Genomic DNA, 18,686 nt, shown 5'->3' on the forward strand with positions numbered 1-18,686 from the left:
CTTCAGTGTATTAAGTTTAGCGCTGTAACAGCATGGCGTCGCCGTAGCTAAAAAAGCGATAGCGCTCTTTAATGGCTTCATTATAAGCCTTCATAATTAAATCACGACCAACAAATGCCGAAACCAGCATAATGAGCGTGGACTCGGGCAGGTGAAAGTTGGTTATCATGCTATCGACCACTTTAAATTCATAACCCGGATAAATAAAAATATCGGTGTCATCAAAAAACGGTTTTATGCTTTCATCAGTTGATGCCTGAGCGGCCGATTCCAGCGAACGAACCGAAGTTGTGCCTACAGCAATAACCCGGCCACCCGAGGCTTTGGTCTGCTTAATGGCGTTACAGGTTTCAGCACTGACTTTCGCGTATTCGCTATGCATAACATGGTCGTTAATGTCTTCCACACGCACCGGCTGGAAGGTTCCGGCGCCTACGTGCAGAGTCACATAGGCAAAGTTCACGCCTTTATCGCGCAGCTGTTGCAGTATCTCGTCGTCAAAATGCAGACCGGCGGTAGGGGCAGCAACAGCACCCGGCTCGCGGTTATAAACGGTTTGGTAACGCTCTTTATCAGAGCTTTCATCCGGACGGTCAATGTACGGCGGCAAAGGCATATGCCCGTATTGCTCAAGCAGTTCCAGTACCGTCTTGTCATGTTCAAACTTCAGTTCAAAGAGTGCGTCGTGGCGCGCCAGCATGGTTATCTTTACGTGGCCTTCCAACAGCAATTCAGCACCCGCTTTGGGAGCGCGGTTAGCACGGACATGCGCAAGCACCCTATGGTCATCCAGTAGTCGCTCGACCAGAACCTCGACTTTACCACCGGACACTTTTTCGCCCAGCAAACGCGCAGGAATAACCCGGGTGTCATTAAACACCAACAAGTCACCGGCGTTTATCTCATCCACAATATTTTTAAAGTGTTTATGCTCAATGCTGTTTTCACTGGCTTTTACCGAGAGCAACCTACTGGCACTACGTTGCTCCTGCGGATAGCGGGCAATAAGCTCATCGGGTAGCTCAAATGAAAAGTCACTGACTTTTAAAGTAGAATGATTGGTATCTGACATATCCGTGCTGTAATTGCGAGATGTAGTGAAGCGCGGATTTTACTGGAAAGTAGGCAGCCTGTCACTGTTGCAGGCTGCCCGTTTATCGCAAGTTTATGCTACGCCGAAAATTGCTTTTAAAATGTAGAAGAAAATAATCGACATAATGGCACCCGCCGGCAAGGTAACCACCCACGAAATAACGATGTTGCGAACAACACCAAGATTCAGAGCGGCAATACCGCGCGCCATGCCGACACCCAATACCGCGCCGACTAGCGTTTGAGTCGTTGATATGGGTAGCCCGGTACCTGAGGCAAGAACCACGGTTGACGCAGCAGCAAGTTCCGCCGCAAAACCACGACTGGGGGTTAAGTGCGTAATACCATTACCAATGGTGGCAATAACACGTTTACCCAGCATAGCCAGACCAGCAACAATACCAACCGCACCTAAAGGCAGAACCCACCAGGCCAATGTCGCTTTACTGCCAATATCACCACCGCTGGTTACCACACTCACCACTGCAGCAAGAGGACCAATAGCGTTAGCCACGTCATTTGAGCCATGCGCGAAAGCCATCGCACAGGCGGTTACCACCATTAATATGGCAAAGACTTTTTCCACGTTGGTGTAGTGCATGTCTTTGTCGTCTGACGGGTTAAACTTAAGACGACCAATTGCCATTTTACCAATAGCAAAGACCAGTGCAGCAATACCCAGAGCCCACAAGTAACCTTCAAGGCTGCCGAGATCAAGACCAACGTGCTTAAGACCTTTTTTAATGGTGACCAGCGACAACACAAAGCCTGCTAACCCCATATAATAAGGAACATAGCGCTTAGCCATTGCTAACGGATTAGAGCGGTCAAAAATGAGCTTCTGTGCGCTCATGAAGATTAAGTAGGCAATGAACCCGGATATAGCCGGAGTGACGACCCAGCTTCCAACTACCCCCCCGACTTTAGCCCACTGTACCGATTCCATACTGACGCCAACGGCTGAGAAGCCAACGATAGCACCAATAATTGAGTGGGTGGTTGATACCGGCCAGCCAAGATAAGAGGCAATTAAAAGCCAGAAGCCGGCGGCTAATAACGCCGAAATCATACCGAACACAAGCAGTTCTGGTTGATTAACGAAGTAGCCGGAATCGATGATGCCTTTTCGAATGGTTGAGGTAACTTCACCACCGGCCAAGTAAGCGCCTGCAAACTCAAAAATCATGGCAATAAGAATTGCCTGTTTTATTGTCAGTGCTTTAGAGCCAACCGATGTTCCCATAGCATTGGCAACGTCATTGGCCCCAATACCCCAGGCCATAAAGAAACCAAAAACCGCTGCCATCCCGATAAGCAGGAGGCTATAGCTAGAAATAATATCCATAAATCAGACTCCGCTTAGACGCGCGCTAGCATTAGTTCGAAACGTGCACCGACTCGCTCTGCCAGGTCGGCTAAGTCGCCAACCCAGTCGAGAATACGGTATAAGAACATCGCATCCACAGGGTTCATATCGAGTTCGATTTTGCGTAGATCCTGACGTAGTTTAATTTGAAGTTGATCGGTGTCGGCTTCAATGGCATCAAGTTCTGCAATAAAGTCATCAACAAGATCGCGTTCACGGCCTTTAAAGCCCGTTTCCAGCAAATCGTCAAATTCACCGATGGTTTCACGCGCTTTATCGGTTGCGTCCAGACAACGGCTTAAGTATGCATCAAAGTCTTTAACCAGTGGTTCCGGGATAATCAATTCACGACCCGTAACCAGACCGGAGATGTCTTTGGCTTTATTGGCAATTTTGTCCTGCTGAGAGACAAGCTCGAGCAAGTCGGCACGCTCTACAGGCATAAATAAGCCACTAGGGAGGTTCAGACGGATTTTACGTTTCATATCATCCGCGGTTGATTCGTGTTTTACGATGGTTGCACGAGCCACTTCTGCGCTCTTCCAATCCTTCGAATAAACCGCCTTAAAGAAATCTTTAAGCGCATAGGCGCAGCGGTGCACTTCGTCCATGTGCTCAATCATCGGTTTGATAGGGGACTTTGCAAATACCCCAAGAAATGAGTTCACTGACATAACATTATCCGATTTTTTTCAGCCGATGTTAGCTGCCGCGAATGTTAGCGAAATCTAAAGGTAAAGGGAACCGTAAGATTTGATTAATTCATCATGCGCTGAACGCTCGTTCTATTTCAGTTCTCTGAGTATCCACTTCAGCCTCCACTTGCCTTAACAACTGGTGTGCATTGTCCATTTCATTGACTAATTGCTGTAACTGTACTGAGAATCCGTTAACTTTGTCTGTCTGCTGTTCTGCCAACCGGAATGAGGTTTTAGCTTCTTCGGTTGAAGCCTGCGCCTGAGCAGAAACCTCATTTGCAGTTTCCACCAAACGCTCAACGAATTGCTGCTGCGAATGACTTGCCCCGGCAATGTCCTGGTAGCCTTTTTCAATGGAAAGCGATGCGTCCGTCAGTTGGTTCAGAGAGTCGTTAATGCCACCAAGAGAGGACTGTGTTTTCTGCGCCAACTGCCGGACTTCGTCAGCCACCACTGCAAAACCGCGTCCCTGCTCACCCGCTCTGGCAGCTTCAATGGCGGCGTTTAAAGCCAGTAAATTGGTCTGGTCGGCAATACCCGAAATAATGGACAGCGCGTCTTTTACCTCTTTTACCGAATGGTCCAGCTCTTCTGCGGAACGCTTGGCTGTTTCTATGGCTTTTTCATTTTGCTCTGAGGCGTCTCTTAATTTCAGAATATGCTGGCGACTCTGCTTCATTGAGTCCTGGGTATCGAGCGCATTCTTTTCCAGAGTATTAGTGCACTGGTTTAACTCTTCGGTTAACTCGCTCAGTTCAGTAATACCGTGAATAGTGACCGATGCGGATGACTGCGTATCGGCAGACGATTGCACAATCTGCTGCAACTCTTGTATTACCCGCTTCAATGCTTCATTGACCACCGTCATTTGCTGAGACTTTTCCTCGTCGCTACGTTGAGTCTGTTCGAGTATGCCGTTAAAGAACCGGGCAATCTCTGCCATCTCGGTGTCGCGATCGGCGTTAGGTAAATAATTGAGTTCTTGCTTAACCAATAAAGTTTCCATGGCGTCGCGTAAGCTTCGCAGAGGTGTCAGAACCATGCGTTTGAGTAACACAAAGTTCAGAATTGCAAACACCAATAGCACGGCCACCAAAGCCACAAGACTCAGCTTTATCTGCATCAGGCTGGCTTGCTGGTTTTTCAAGAGACTCTGCTCTACCTTTACAGCCAGCGACTGAATGTTGGCAATGTCATCGGAAATTGATGCAAAGGCTTCACGTCGCGACTCTATAAGCTGTAGCGTTGAGGACAACTCTTTGGGGTAACGCTGAATTAAGCTGTTCATTTCTGAAATAATTTTCGGTCCAAGCTCTTTTGCCTCTCTGGCAACCAGCATCATTGACTGGTCGGGCAATTCTTCCTTTACACCCAACTCGGGTAGCTGCTGCAGCCGGGCAATTTCTTTTTGCATGGCGTTAAGCACCTGATTCAGTGCTTGCTCCTCGGCCTCACCGTTGGATAAACGTTCCCGCGTATGCACCAGATCCGCAATTAATAACACTAAGTCGCTACCGATACTTTGATAACTTTCGGCAGCCTCAGGATTATTGCTGCTGCCTTTTTGCACGTAATCAAACAAACGCGATAATTCATTAAATAAAGACCGCTCAGCATTAACCAGTAAAGCAGCCTCCTGACCAGAGAGCTTACCTATGGCACGGTAATCATCAGAGATCCGGCTGCGGATAATATCCAGCTGTTCCTGCATAACCGAAGTGGAGGCTAAGTTCAGTGTATTGAGCTCGGCGTTCACTTCATTGACCGAGGCTTCGGCTTGGTTCAATAGCAGCGCATTACCTGACTGCAGGTAACCACTGAGCTCGGTTACCACTTCAACCATCAGTTTCTCTTTTATCGATGAGTAAATATTCTGCTGATGTTCAAAGTGCTGTAATTGACTATTAGCCCAAATAAGCACTGACAAAAACACCAACGACAAGCCCAGCAAAGAAAAGGAAGAAACACGACTAAAGGTTGAAACGCGCATAAATAAGCCCAGTTAATATCACTGCGACAGCTTAAGACGTTTTTATGACAGCTTCATGAAAAAAGCCGCGGCAATTGCCACGGCTCTGAGGTTTTCTGGAGTGTACCGCTAATTTGCTTAGAAAGAATAAACCAGTGTAACGGCCGTTTCTGTATCGAGCTTCTCAATACTCTCATCAGAAACATGAGAGTTGTGATTCGCACCCAGAGACACTTTCATAGCCAACGCGCTGTTAATGTTCGCTGACACTGAAAGTTCTGCTTTGCTCTTCGTGTTGTCTTCACCAACTTCAGACGACAGTAAAGCACTGAAACGCGAGTTTTCACTGATTTTCCAGTTTAAGCTACCGGCTAAACGCAGAATCATTGAGCCATCGGATTCAACCGGTGGTTCACCTTCAACCTGAACAGGTTTGGTGCGTGAATAACCCGGACCAATTTCGTAATCAGCGTAAATGTCTTCGTCGTAACGATAACGAGCACCATAACCCGTTGCGACAGTAGCTTGATAAGCAAAGCCACTGAATTCATCTTCTTCGTATGAACCGAAGACAAACAATGAATCGCGACTGTCAGGATCAAACTTATAGTTACTCTGCGCCGAAATGAACATCCGGTCTGCAGTTTCGTTCATTTCACCTGTATCCTGATCTTTCTGCTCGGAGGTGTAATAATCGAATACGCCTTTATGGCGCCAGTTCTGCACATCCCGCGATGCGGTAAACTTGCCTTTCAGGCTTTCTGTTTCAGTGTTACCTGAAGTGTAAAGCAGGCCGAATTCGGCACTGGCTTCCCACTCTTCTACGGTTTCAGTATCAATGTCGTCAGCATCGTCAAACATAAACGTTTGCGCGCTTGCTGCAACGGGTAAAAACAAACTAGCGAATAATAAAGAAAGTCGCACACTAACCTCGTATCTGTATCTTTTATAAAGTTCTTAATTACTTAACTATGGCGTCTAATTCGCCGTTTTCGTAACGTTGGAACATTGTTTCTAAATTAATTGGCTTTATTTTACTCGCCATACCCGCGCAGCCAAAGGCTTCATAGCGCGCGCGACAAATATCTTCCATCGCTTTGGTTGCCGCGGTAAAGAATTTGCGCGGATCAAAGTTCGACGGATTCTCCGCCAAATGACGACGAATAGCACCGGTTGAAGCCAGGCGTAAATCGGTATCAATGTTCACTTTGCGCACGCCGTGTTTAATACCTTCCTGAATTTGCTCAACTGGCACACCATAAGTTTCCGGAATTTCGCCGCCAAATTCGTTAATAATTTTCAGCCATTCCTGCGGTACAGATGATGAGCCATGCATAACTAAGTGTGTACCCGGAATGCGACGATGAATCTCTTTAATGCGGTCAATGGCTAAAATATCGCCTGTTGGTGGACGAGTAAACTTGTAAGCACCGTGTGACGTACCGCAGGCAATAGCCAGCGCGTCAACGTTGGTGGCTTTAACAAATTCGGCCGCTTCTTCAGGGTCGGTCAGCAGTTGTTCGTGCGACAACTTACCTTCAGCACCAACACCGTCTTCTTCACCAGCTTCACCGGTTTCCAGTGAACCCAGGCAACCCAGCTCGCCTTCAACAGAAACACCACAAGCGTGTGCCATTTCTACGGTCTGTCTGGTTACTTTTACGTTGTAATCGTACTCTGCCGGCGTTTTGCCGTCGTCCAGTAATGAACCGTCCATCATTACAGAGCTAAAGCCCAGTTGGATAGAACGCTGGCATACTGCCGGAGAAGTACCGTGATCCTGGTGAACAACCACCGGAATATGGGGCCATTCTTCAACAGCTGCCTGAATTAAATGGCGCAGGAAAGGTGCACCGGCGTATTTACGAGCACCAGCTGAGGCCTGCACGATAACCGGGCTGTCAGTGGCATCGGCGGCTTGCATAATTGCGCGCATTTGCTCTAAGTTGTTGACGTTAAACGCCGGTACGCCGTAATCGTGTTCTGCGGCATGGTCTAATAACTGTCGTAATGACACCAGGGCCATAAAAATACTCCTTAATTAAAAAACTTGTGTTCAGGCGTCTTTAGCCCGTTCTTGTAAAATAGCAACGGCTGGTAATGTTTTACCTTCGAGGAATTCAAGGAACGCCCCGCCACCTGTCGAGATATAACTAATCTTATCAGCGATAGCGTATTGATCAATTGCCGCTAAAGTATCACCACCTCCGGCAATTGAAAACGCATCACTTTCTGCAATTGCGTTGGCTATGGTTTTCGTACCCTGCCCAAATTGCTCAAATTCAAAAACCCCAACTGGCCCGTTCCAGACAATGGTTCCTGCGTTTTTCAGCATAGACGCTAATTGCTCTGCGGTTTCAGGACCAATATCAAAAATCATATCGTCGTCAGCAACAGCATTAACGGCTTTGGTTTCTGCCTTGGCTTCTGCGCTGAACTCTTTACCTGTTACTACATCGACAGGTAATGGAATGTCGCCGCCTTTAGCTTTTGCCTGCGCCATTAAACGGTTAGCTTCGTCGGTTAAGTCCGCTTCGTAAAGCGACTTACCCACATTATGGCCTGCCGCCGCAACAAAAGTGTTCGCAATACCGCCGCCCACAATTAACTGGTCAACAACACCGGACAAGGACTCTAATACCGTCAGTTTTGTCGATACTTTAGAACCACCGACAATAGCCACTAGCGGGCGCTTCGGATTTTCCAGTGCTTTGCCTAAAGCGTCTAATTCGCCGGCCAGCAAAGGCCCTGCGCAAGCAATTGGTGCGTATTTAGCCACACCATGAGTGGATGCCTGAGCTCGATGCGCGGTGCCAAAAGCGTCCATTACATAGACATCACATAAGCTGGCTAATTTTTTAGCAAGCTCGTCATTATTCTTCTTTTCGCCAACATTAAAGCGGACATTCTCAAAAACTACCAGTTCCCCGGCCTTTAGTTCAATACCGTCGAGGTAGTCTTTACATAAGCGTACCGGGCAATCCAGCATATCTTGTAAGTAATCAACAACAGGCTGCAGCGAAAACTCTTCGTCGTACTCGCCTTCAGTTGGACGACCCAGATGAGACATTACCATGACTTTAGCGCCAGCTTTCAACGCTTGCTGAATGCTGGGCAGTGCGGCTTTCAAACGCGCGTCGGAAGTGACTTTTCCGTCTTTAACCGGAACGTTTAAATCTTCACGAATAAGTACGCGCTTGTTACTTAAATCCAAATCAGTCATAGCAATGACAGACATGCGATATCCTCTCTAAGCTTAATGTTCTGTTTGTTCAGCCATCGTTTTTGCTGTGTCCAGCAAGCGATTCGCAAAACCCCATTCGTTGTCACACCAGCACAGCAGCTTAACCAGCCGCTTGTGACTAACACGGGTTTGCGTGCCATCAACAATGGATGAATGTGGGTCATGGTTAAAATCTATTGAAACTAAAGGCTCTTCGGTGTAATCCAGTATACCCGCCAGCTGCCGCTCGCTCTGCTCACGTAAAACCTGATTAATTTGCTCAATAGTGGCGTCGCTGTTTAGCGTAACGCTTAAATCCATAGCGGTCACATTGGTGGTTGGCACGCGCACGGCAATGGCTTCAAAACGGCCTTCTAAGTGCGGCAGTATTCGTTCAATGCCTCGTGCCAGCCGGGTGTCTACCGGAATAATAGAACGTCCGGCGGCGCGGGTTCGTCTTAAATCCGGATGGTATGCATCAATAACCTGCTGGTCGTGCATAGCTGAGTGAATGGTTGTAATCGCACCGGAGTCTATTCCGAAAGCATCGTCCAGTACTTTAATGACCGGCACAATGCAGTTTGTTGTGCAGGAGCCATTCGACACCACTTTATGGTCAACGGTGAGCTCTTTTTCATTCACGCCATAAATTGCGGTGAAATCAACGTCCGGCTTGCCGGGATGAGAAAACAACACTCGTTTTACGCCTTGCTGCAGATAAAGCTGACCGTCGGCCTGACTGCCAAATACACCGGTACAATCAACAACAAAATCGACCTCATGAGCGCGCCAGTCAATGGCTTCAATCTCGGTCTGATGAGTTAAAGCGATATCATCTCCGGCAACCGTCAGCGCATCGCCCGACTGTGTTACCTTTTCTCCAAAACGACCGTGGCTTGAGTCGTATTTAAGCAAATGCGCTATCGCTTCCGACGCCGCAGGCTCGTTAATAAGCACTACCTGCACGCTGTCGCGATAGCCGTTTTCGTATAACGCGCGCAAAAAGCTCCGGCCAATGCGGCCGAAACCATTAATCGCAATACGAGCCGGTTCGCTCATTTAAGCTCCCAACAAACGTTTAGCGGCAGCCACGGTGTTTTCTGTGGTAATGCCAAAGTGTTTGTATAAGTCGCCGGCCGGAGCAGATTCACCAAAGGTTGTCATGCCAACGACGTCACCGTTAAGCCCCACGTATTTGTACCAGAAGTCGGCAATACCAGCTTCAACGGCAACGCGGCGAGTCACGCTCGATGGCAACACCGACTCTTTGTATTCAGCATCCTGAATATCAAACACATTGGTCGACGGCATAGAAACAACGCGCACCTTGTGCCCCTCTTCAGTCAGTTGCTCAAAGGCGTTAACGGCTAAGTCAACTTCAGAACCTGTCGCAATTAAAATAACGTCCGGCTCGCCGTCACTGTCTTTCAGCACATAACCACCGCGGGCAATATTCGTTAACTGGTCGTCATTGCGCTCTTGCTGTTGCATACCCTGACGGCTGAACACTAAAGCAGACGGAGTTTTATTGCTTTGTACTGCGGCTCCCCAGGCTACGGCTGTTTCAACCTGGTCACACGGACGCCAGCACTGTAAATTCGGGGTTTGACGTAAGTTAGCCAGTTGCTCGACCGGCTGGTGCGTCGGCCCGTCTTCACCCAAGCCTATAGAGTCGTGAGTGTAAACAAAAATACTGGGCTGCTTCATAAGCGCAGACATACGCACGGCGTTGCGCGCGTATTCCATAAACATCAGGAAGGTAGCCCCATAGGCTTTAAAGCCGCCGTGCAAAGTAACGCCATTCATTATGGCAGACATGCCAAACTCGCGGACTCCGTAGAACACATAGTTACCACTGGCGTCATCGGCAGTAATACCTTTTGCGTCGTTCCATAAGGTTAAGTTTGAGCCAGCTAAGTCGGCGGAGCCGCCTAGCAGTTCCGGTAGTTTAGGACCGAATTCATTCAGTACGTTCAGTGAGGCTTTACGAGTCGCTACCGCTTCAGGGCTGCTCTGTAACTGCTTCGCGTAATTGTGCACCGTATTCTCAAACCCTTCAGGCAGTTCGCCGTTTAAACGACGCTTCAGTTCTTTTGCCAGCTGCGGATACTCCTGCTCATACGCAACCCAGCGCTTATTCCAGGAGGACTCAACTGCTGCGCCTTTATCCACCGCAGACCATTTTTGGTAAACATCGGCCGGTACTTCAAAGGCTTGGTGCGGCCAGTTCAATTGCTTACGCGCAGCAACAATTTCGTCGTCACCCAGCGGGGCTCCATGGCAGCTTTCAGAACCTTGTTTGTTCGGTGCGCCATAGCCAATTACCGTTTTGCAGATAATAAGAGTCGGTTTGTCGTCATTCGCACGGGCTTCATCAATCGCACGGGTTATGGCAGCTGAATCGTGTCCATCAACTTTATTAATTACGTGCCAGCCGTAAGACTCAAAACGTTTTGCGGTATCGTCGGTAAACCAACCTTCTACTTCGCCGTCAATGGAAATGCCGTTGTCATCGTAAAAGGCAATGAGCTTACCTAAGCCTAAAGTGCCGGCCAGAGAGCAAACTTCGTGCGAAATGCCTTCCATCAAACAGCCGTCACCCAGGAAAGTGTAGGTGTGGTGATCAACAATTTCATGATTTTCGCGGTTAAATTGCGCAGCCAATACTTTCTCAGCCAGCGCCATACCTACGGCATTTGCAAGTCCTTGTCCCAGCGGGCCGGTAGTGGTTTCCACACCGGGGGTGTAGCCGTATTCAGGGTGACCCGGGGTTTTTGAGTCTAACTGACGGAATTGTTTAATGTCTTCAATGCTCAGATCATAACCAGACAGGTGCAATAGCGAGTAAATTAGCATTGACCCGTGCCCGTTCGATAACACAAAACGGTCGCGATCGGCCCAGTTGGGGTTGTGAGGGTTATGTTTTAAATAGTCACGCCAGAGAACTTCTGCGATATCCGCCATACCCATGGGTGCCCCGGGGTGGCCTGATTTGGCTTTCTGAACCGCATCCATACTAAGCGCACGGATGGCATTGGCGAGATATTGACGTTCTGACATGAAAAACCCCCTGGAAGATGAAGAGCAACTTGCGATGCGCGTATTCTCCACATTTCAGGGGGTACAAGCAAATTTATAGGCAATATTTTGTTTAAATATCAGCCTGTAAATCGGCAGCTTTGTCGGTTTGTTCCCACGGCAGGTTGTTCCGGCCAAAATGCCCGTATGCCGCTGTCTGTTTATAGATTGGGCGTTCCAGGTCAAGCATTTTGATTAATCCGTATGGGCGCAAGTCAAAATGACGACGCACCAGCGCAATTAATTGCTCTTCTGAGTGCTTAGACGTACCGAAGGTATCGATGCTAATAGAAGTTGGTTCTGCTACACCAATGGCGTAAGAAATTTGCAGCTCACAACGTTCAGCCAGACCAGCAGCGACCAGGTTCTTAGCAACATAACGCGCTGCATAAGCCGCACTGCGGTCAACTTTTGACGGGTCTTTACCCGAGAATGCACCACCACCGTGACGCGCCATGCCGCCATAGGTATCGACAATAATCTTACGTCCGGTCAGCCCGCAGTCACCCATAGGCCCGCCGACCACGAAACGACCTGTTGGGTTAATGTGAAACTGCGTGTCTTTCGAAACCCACTGCTCCGGTAATACAGGCTTGATAATTTCTTCCATCACCGCTTCTCGCAGCGTTTCCTGAGTAATGTCTTCTCTGTGCTGAGTCGAGAACACGACAGTATCAATGGCAACAGGCTTACCGTTTTCATAAACGAAGGTCAGCTGACTTTTCGCGTCCGGACGCAACCAGTCCAGTGTACCGTTATTGCGTACTTCCGACTGACGCTGCATAACGCGGTGGGCGTAAGTAATAGGAGCCGGCATTAAAACGGAGGTTTCATTTGAAGCATAACCAAACATTAAGCCCTGATCACCTGCGCCCTGCTCTTCCGGGTTAGCACGGTCAACGCCCTGATTGATATCACCACTTTGCTTACCAATAGCGTTTAAGACAGCACACGAAGCGCCATCAAAACCCATGTCAGAGTGCCGGTAGCCAATATCTTTTACGGTTTGACGCGCCAAGTCTTCAACATCAACCCAGGCCTTTGTCGAAATTTCACCACCAACCAGTACCATGCCGGTTTTCACGTAGGTTTCACAAGCAACACGGGCTTTAGGATCTTTTGCTAAAATTGCATCTAAAACTGCATCGGATATCTGGTCGGCAATTTTGTCCGGATGCCCTTCGGACACTGACTCTGAGGTAAACAGGTGACGTGACATATGCCCACTATTCCTTAATTTTAATGAAATCGTTTAATACTGGTTGCATAATGTAACCGATCACTCTGTTTTTTTCTACTTCTGGACGTCTAAAAGTCCGAATAAGGCTGACGACATGCGAGTACCGCGGATTTATCACCCCGCCTCTATAAGCTTACAAAATGAAATCGAATTGAGTCCGGATGCTTTCCAGCACCTGATCAAAGTATTGCGTTTGAACGTAGGTGATAACATTGTTTTATTTAACGGTGACGGCCAGAACTACGAGGCGAAAATTACCTCAGTTCAAAAAAAGTCAGCGCAGTTTGTTGCAACCAGCAGTCAGGCTAACGCATCTGAGTCACCGGTCAATATTCATTTGGCGCAAGTTGTTTCACGCGGCGACCGCATGGATTTCGTACTGCAAAAATCAGTCGAGCTGGGGGTGACAGAGATTACCCCACTGTTTAGTGAGCGCTGCGGTGTTAAATTAAGTGGTGACAGGCTAGAAAAGAAACAGCTGCAATGGCAGAAAATTGTCCATTCTGCCTGTGAACAATGTGGCCGTAGCGTGGTTCCACAAGTGAAGCCAGCACAGCAACTCACTGACTTCATTAAAAGCAGTTTCGAAGGGTTGCGCCTGACCTTAGACCCAACCGCCACCCAGCCGTTGTCGTCATTTCAGCAGGCCGAGAAGGAAATACAATTATTAATTGGTCCTGAGGGCGGGTTCACTGATACTGAAGTCAGTGCCGCCGGGCAACAAGGGTTTAAACCCATGCGTTTAGGACCAAGAATACTAAGAACAGAAACCGCCGCGCTTTCAGCGCTAACCGCCGTGCAGTATCAGTTTGGCGACTTAAGCTAAAGGAGTTTACATGAAGAAGTTAGCTATGGTGATGGACCCTATCGCCACCGTTAAGACCGAAAAAGACACCAGTTTTCGTTTATTGCTGGAAGCTCAGGCGCGTGGTTATCAGTGTTTTTATCTGGAAATGGGCGACTTAGTTATTGATAACGGTCAGCCAATGGCCTTTGCACGGGAAGTTCGCGTTCAAGATCAAAAAACGGACTTTTACAGCTTAAGCGACAGCGAATACCGCCCGCTGGAAGATTTTGACGTCATTATGATGCGTAAAGATCCGCCTTTTGACAGTGAGTTTCTATACGCAACGCAAATTCTGGAACTGGCCGAACAGCGCGGCAGCCTGGTGGTGAATAAACCGCAGAGCCTGCGTGACTGCAACGAAAAGCTTTTTACTTCGTGGTTCGCGGACTCTATTGCCGACACGCTGGTGAGTTCCAGAGCCGATGTCATTAAAGCTTTCCATAAAAAGCACGGCGAGGTGATTTTAAAACCGCTGGACGGTATGGGTGGAGCTTCAATTTTTAAAGTCGGTGCCGATGGTAGTAACTTAGGCGTTATTATTGAAACTCTGACCGAGAAAGGTCAGCGCTACGCCATGGTGCAAAAATATCTGCCTGAGATTAAAGACGGCGACAAACGCATTTTAATTATTGATGGTGAGCCTGTGCCTTATTCTTTAGCGCGTATTCCAAGCGCCGGAGAAACCCGTGGAAACCTTGCCGCCGGGGGCAGCGGGCGCGCCCAGCCTTTATCAGACAGTGACTGGGCTCTGGCTCGTAAAGTGGCACCGGAATTGAAAAAGCGTGGGCTCATTATTGTTGGACTGGACGTTATTGGTGACCGCATTACAGAAATTAATGTGACCAGCCCAACCTGTATGCGCGAGATTGAAAACGCCTACGACATCAATATTGCTGAATTGGTCTTTAAGGCAATAGAAGAAAAGCTGAATTGAAATTCAACTCTGCGCCCCCATGTTGTCAGTAGAGATTATCGTTAAGGAGTCGGTGAATCGATGAACAGTTTGCAGAACCATTTATTGATAGCAACACCTATGCTGAACGATCCAATGTTTAAACGGACCGTGACCTACATCTGCGAGCACAATGAAGAAGGCGCTATGGGCTTAGTTATTAATCAGCCTGCCGATTTAAGCGTAACCTCGCTGCTGGATAAACTGGAAATTGTTTACCCGGAAAATAACCAGCACTTGCAGGGCAGCGTTTATCAGGGCGGGCCTGTAGGCCGTGAGCGTGGCTTTGTGATCCACCCTCCGCAGGACAATTGGCGCGCCAGTCAGAAGATGAGTGACGATATTATGGTGACCACCTCGCGCGATATTCTGGAAGCTCTTGGATCATCTGCTGCGCCACCACAGTTTCTTCTGACTTTAGGCTACGCAGGTTGGGAGGCAGGACAACTGGAAGAGGAGCTAGGGGAAAATTCCTGGCTGGCTATTCCGGCAGACCCGGAGCTGCTATTCAATACACCGCCCTCCGAGCGTTGGCAAAAAGCCACCGAACAACTGGGGTTTGACGTGTGGCAACTGGGGCCGGATGTAGGACACGCATGAGCACAGTAATAGGCTTTGATTTTGGCACCAAAAGTATTGGCGTTGCGGTGGGTCAGACCATAACAGCAACCGCATCGCCTTTAGCAGCTATTAAGGCCAAAGAAGGCATTCCCGACTGGCAACTGATTGAGAAACTGTTTGCTGAATGGCAACCCGAACAGTTGGTAGTGGGTCTGCCCTTAAATATGGATGGCACCGAACAGCCGCTAACTCAAAGAGCCAAAAAGTTTGGTAACCGTTTACATGGGCGCTTCGGTTTACCCGTAGCATTTCAGGACGAACGCCTGACTTCGACCTCGGCACGAGAAAGCCTGTTTGCTGAAGGAGGCTTTCGTAAACTGAAAAAAGGTGCGGTTGATAGTCAGGCTGCATTAATTATTGTTGAAGATTTTATGAACGGTTATTTGCCAAAAAGCGATAATTCGTTATAGTGTCGTCAGTAATAAGTTAAAGCGATAGGAGCTGGCCTTGTTTGGTAATGAAGAACCCTATTCAGTAACAGGTAACACCATTTTACTGAAAGATGAAAATAAAAAACTGCTTTTAATTACTGGTCCTCGTTACCAAAACATATTGGTTTCGCGCGGCTCTGTAGAATTAACGGACATGTCGGCTGAGCGTCGCCCGGGTTTCCGGATTGTAACTCTGCAGGAAGTCTTTAAAAAAGATAAAACCTACTTTTTTGTTCGTGCCGGTGGCGTCGAGTATCAAGTTGACCTTAAATTTGAAGACAGTCCTATTACAGAAATGAAGTTCTAGAAATTAACGGGAGTAGCCAGAATGACACATAAACTCTGTGCTGTTGTCTGGTTACTCTTTGTCATCCCCTCTGTCGCCTACAGCCAAAACTTTTTCCAGCTTAATGAAACCGATAACGAACAACTCGTTTTTTCTTACCAGTGGCGCGATTTCGATGACCGTCAACAGTCATTCAGTTTCCAGGTCGATAAAAAAGAGTTCTTACAACCGCTTAAGCGTTATCGCGGGTTTAATCGTGAACGCAGTCAACGCGAACTGGCACATCAACTCAACCGTTACATTAAGCAACAGCAGTGGCAAGGAATTCAGGCTCGTTTAACACCGCGCCAGCAGTCCGTTGAGTTAGTTACGGCAAACGCCAGAACAGCACAAAAGCAGCAACAGTTTAACGACTACAAAAGGCGTTTGCGTGATTACTATAACGAACGCTGGCATGACTATCTGGATGCAAACTTCTACCGTCAGTTAACCCTGCCTCCCGGAGAGCAGGGTATTATTCCCGACCACCCGGCTATAGCCAGTGAAGTTACTCCAACTCTAAGACCGTTAATACAGGCCATTGGTGAACAACTGGGTACGAATACCCAACGAAATTACATCAACTATGTCGCCAGTTTTATTCAGCAAATACCGTACAACGACTTAAACAGCAAACTGGATAGCCGCGGCGATGGTTTCGTCCCTCCAAACCAGCTGCTTTATTACAATCAGGGGGACTGCGACAGCAAAGTCACCTTAATGACCTCGGTTATAAAGCAAATTATCGAAACGCCCAAAATGGCCATTATTTATTTGCCTGAGCACGCAGTTTTTGGCATTGCTATTAGCAGGCAACCCGGGGATACGGCAGTTAAACACCAAGGGAGTAATTACGTGCTGGTTGATGTAACTGGCCCCGCAGCAATGCCGATGGGCCAGGTTAGCGAAAAGACTAAATTTCAGGTAGAAACTCAGCAGTACACCGTGGTACCACTCAACTGACTACAGGTGCTCTTCCGCAAATTTAGCAAGTGGACTTCGCACCACACCGTTTAAGTTGATGGTTGCACTACCCGGATAGTCTTTAAACCGCTCAACGATGTAAGTCAGCCCCGAGGTTACCGCGGTTAAATAGTAACTATCAATTTGCGCCAGGTTACCCGACACCACTAATTTGGTGTTCTCGCCACAGCGGGTAATAAGCGTTTTTAGCTGAGACGCGGTTAAATTCTGAGCTTCATCCAGAATCACCCCCGAATTGATATAATACTATCATACCCTCAATAAACTTGAACAAAAAAGTTTTTACAAACATACTCTAGCTAAGAATCAAAGGTGAACGAAAATGATACTTCGAAATACAACAAAAACTAAAATAATTAAAACATCAGTCAACTTTGGAAAAGGAATGTCTTTTCACCTCGATAAATCAGGGCAACCTATTAAGACTGAAAAAGGCATCAGAACTCACTCATATAGGCACGATAAAATAGAACCTAATTTTCCAGTGCTATATCACCCGACTCGCTTCACCGAATGCCAAGAAATGAACTTATTTTTAATGCACCGCTTTGAAGGTCATTTCAGTCTCAAAAAGAATCAAATAGACAATGAGGCTTTTAGTGACGCTTATCATGCCAGCCAACCGGGAAAGCCATTAGATGTTAAGTCTGTTCGCAGTATAGCTAAGCACTTAAAAGCTTTCTTAGATTGGTTGGATAAAGATGGTGCATCCTATTTTGAAGTAATAGCCGCGCCACTTTCGAAACAGTCTGTAGATGATGAGATTTCTAGGTTACCTGTGTGGAGATATCACGAGCATTTGTGTGAAAGAATCGAAACCAAAGATAAGTCTAAACGCATAAGCTTTAACAGCGCTCAAGAACGAATTAGAGCGGTTAAAGCATTCTATATATGGAGTCATAAACGCGGGGCTATAGATAGCCTCCCTTTTTCGCTCGAATATAAACAGGTACGTATTAAAACAAAAGCTAAATCAGGTGTCAGTTCGTTGTTTCAATTACCTACCAGCAACAATCGTTCTGGGGGCTTATGGAAATGGGTCAGTAATTTGAGCATTCCAAATACATTGAAACAAAAAGAAGACTCACCAGACAAAGGTCTACAACCATATTCTCCAAAAGAACTTAAACAGTTACTGGAGACGAATACAGCTCAAAAAGAGACTTATAAACTTTATTTGCAGTGTGCCTTGTTAGGTGGACTTCGATCTTTTGAAATTTCGGCCATCGACCAGAAAGACCTCTTTAACCCTGATGAAAAAGAAAACGAGAAACGTATTCCAAAATTGAACATTGTACGAAAAGGACATAAGCCAGTGAGATTAACAATAGCGCGAGTTCTAATGAAGCTTTTGTACAATCACACTTTGACAATTCAAAATATGAAGCGACGTACCAAACATGAGACTAATCATGGTATGGACAATAGCGAACATCCGCTTCCTTTGTTTATGAATAGTTCAGGATCGCGGATAAGCGAAGATACACCGGGGAATACTATTTCCATAGTTAGAAAAGAACAAAGGAAGCAGGGATTAGAAATACTATTACGCACATTCCATGACTTACGCGCTACCTTTGCTACTTATGTCGCTAAATACCTAATTGACAAAGGTGAATCAGAAAGTTCCATCCGACAAACACTAATGACTTTGATGAGTCACGAAAGCTTTAAAACAACCAAACGTTACATCGACTTTGCCAAAAGTGTATCAGTGGATGCATACGGAGGGGTTCTACCCAGATTTTACGGACACATCCATAAAGAGGCATAATATGCCCATAAGGAGTGTTCATGACCAAACGAAAAAAGTACAGCCCAGAGTTTAAACGTGAAGCCGTAGCGTTGACAAAACAGCCC

The 18,686-nt window shown here is 47.3% G+C and carries 17 protein-coding genes and 1 pseudogene; 7 read left to right on the plus strand and 11 right to left on the minus strand.

Features of this window, described 5'->3' with window-relative positions:
• Positions 1 to 16: 16 nt before the first annotated feature.
• The 10 genes from queA to metK form a co-directional block, all read right to left on the minus strand.
• Complete coding sequence (queA, locus tag DET62_RS13930; protein WP_034822125.1) at positions 17 to 1,072, minus strand: tRNA preQ1(34) S-adenosylmethionine ribosyltransferase-isomerase QueA; 1,056 nt, start codon at positions 1,070 to 1,072, stop codon at positions 17 to 19.
• A 93-nt stretch (positions 1,073 to 1,165) separates the two neighbouring features.
• Positions 1,166 to 2,437 (minus strand): inorganic phosphate transporter, encoded by a 1,272-nt coding sequence (locus DET62_RS13935; protein WP_110014370.1) that lies wholly within the window; start codon positions 2,435 to 2,437, stop codon positions 1,166 to 1,168.
• Positions 2,438 to 2,451: 14 nt separating this feature from the next.
• Positions 2,452 to 3,132 carry a TIGR00153 family protein gene (locus DET62_RS13940; RefSeq protein ID WP_110014371.1) on the minus strand — a complete coding sequence of 227 codons (681 nt, stop codon included), beginning with the start codon at positions 3,130 to 3,132 and terminating at the stop codon, positions 2,452 to 2,454.
• Between the two features lie 91 nt (positions 3,133 to 3,223).
• Positions 3,224 to 5,146, minus strand: coding sequence for a methyl-accepting chemotaxis protein (locus DET62_RS13945; protein WP_110014372.1), 1,923 nt, complete (start codon positions 5,144 to 5,146; stop codon positions 3,224 to 3,226).
• Between the two features lie 117 nt (positions 5,147 to 5,263).
• Positions 5,264 to 6,049, minus strand: a complete 786-nt coding sequence (locus DET62_RS13950; protein ID WP_110014373.1) for a DUF481 domain-containing protein — start codon at positions 6,047 to 6,049, stop codon at positions 5,264 to 5,266.
• A gap of 37 nt (positions 6,050 to 6,086) precedes the next feature.
• Positions 6,087 to 7,151: a class II fructose-bisphosphate aldolase gene (gene fba / locus DET62_RS13955; RefSeq protein ID WP_034822116.1), complete on the minus strand. Its 1,065-nt coding sequence runs from the start codon at positions 7,149 to 7,151 to the stop codon at positions 6,087 to 6,089.
• 30 nt (positions 7,152 to 7,181) lie between these two features.
• Positions 7,182 to 8,363: a phosphoglycerate kinase gene (locus DET62_RS13960; protein ID WP_110014374.1), complete on the minus strand. Its 1,182-nt coding sequence runs from the start codon at positions 8,361 to 8,363 to the stop codon at positions 7,182 to 7,184.
• Between the two features lie 18 nt (positions 8,364 to 8,381).
• A complete protein-coding gene (gene epd, locus DET62_RS13965) occupies positions 8,382 to 9,407 on the minus strand; it encodes an erythrose-4-phosphate dehydrogenase (protein WP_034822110.1) in 1,026 nt (341 codons plus the stop codon).
• Positions 9,408 to 11,408 (minus strand): transketolase, encoded by a 2,001-nt coding sequence (tkt, locus tag DET62_RS13970; RefSeq protein WP_110014375.1) that lies wholly within the window; start codon positions 11,406 to 11,408, stop codon positions 9,408 to 9,410.
• Between the two features lie 91 nt (positions 11,409 to 11,499).
• Positions 11,500 to 12,645 carry a methionine adenosyltransferase gene (gene metK / locus DET62_RS13975; protein WP_110014376.1) on the minus strand — a complete coding sequence of 382 codons (1,146 nt, stop codon included), beginning with the start codon at positions 12,643 to 12,645 and terminating at the stop codon, positions 11,500 to 11,502.
• A 115-nt stretch (positions 12,646 to 12,760) separates the two neighbouring features.
• Here metK and DET62_RS13980 point away from each other — a divergent pair, with 115 nt between their 5' ends.
• Genes DET62_RS13980 through DET62_RS14005 form a run of 6 tightly spaced genes read left to right on the plus strand, consistent with a single transcriptional unit; the run spans position 12,761 to position 16,805 of the window.
• Positions 12,761 to 13,492 (plus strand): 16S rRNA (uracil(1498)-N(3))-methyltransferase, encoded by a 732-nt coding sequence (locus tag DET62_RS13980; RefSeq protein WP_110014377.1) that lies wholly within the window; start codon positions 12,761 to 12,763, stop codon positions 13,490 to 13,492.
• 10 nt (positions 13,493 to 13,502) lie between these two features.
• Positions 13,503 to 14,447, plus strand: a complete 945-nt coding sequence (gene gshB / locus DET62_RS13985; protein ID WP_110014378.1) for a glutathione synthase — start codon at positions 13,503 to 13,505, stop codon at positions 14,445 to 14,447.
• Positions 14,448 to 14,507: 60 nt separating this feature from the next.
• Positions 14,508 to 15,065 carry a YqgE/AlgH family protein gene (locus tag DET62_RS13990; RefSeq protein ID WP_011235445.1) on the plus strand — a complete coding sequence of 186 codons (558 nt, stop codon included), beginning with the start codon at positions 14,508 to 14,510 and terminating at the stop codon, positions 15,063 to 15,065.
• Positions 15,062 to 15,496 (plus strand): Holliday junction resolvase RuvX, encoded by a 435-nt coding sequence (gene ruvX / locus DET62_RS13995; protein WP_034822096.1) that lies wholly within the window; start codon positions 15,062 to 15,064, stop codon positions 15,494 to 15,496. Before DET62_RS13990 ends, ruvX begins: the two co-directional genes overlap by 4 nt.
• Before the next feature lie 37 nt (positions 15,497 to 15,533).
• Entirely contained in the window at positions 15,534 to 15,824 is a 291-nt protein-coding gene (locus DET62_RS14000) for a hypothetical protein (RefSeq protein WP_034822093.1), read from the plus strand.
• 21 nt (positions 15,825 to 15,845) lie between these two features.
• A complete protein-coding gene (locus tag DET62_RS14005; protein WP_034822090.1) occupies positions 15,846 to 16,805 on the plus strand; it encodes a hypothetical protein in 960 nt (319 codons plus the stop codon).
• Here the strand turns inward: DET62_RS14005 and DET62_RS14010 are convergent.
• Positions 16,806 to 17,063: pseudogene (locus DET62_RS14010) on the minus strand (PhoH family protein); the annotation flags it as partial.
• A gap of 85 nt (positions 17,064 to 17,148) precedes the next feature.
• On the opposite strand from DET62_RS14010, the gene DET62_RS14015 reads away from it, so the two are divergent.
• Positions 17,149 to 18,600 (plus strand): site-specific integrase, encoded by a 1,452-nt coding sequence (locus DET62_RS14015; protein ID WP_110014379.1) that lies wholly within the window; start codon positions 17,149 to 17,151, stop codon positions 18,598 to 18,600.
• The last annotated feature ends 86 nt before the right edge of the window (positions 18,601 to 18,686 follow it).

It is taken from the genome of Idiomarina sp. H2 (assembly GCF_004364275.1).
Taxonomy (GTDB): Bacteria; Pseudomonadota; Gammaproteobacteria; order Enterobacterales; family Alteromonadaceae; genus Idiomarina; species Idiomarina loihiensis.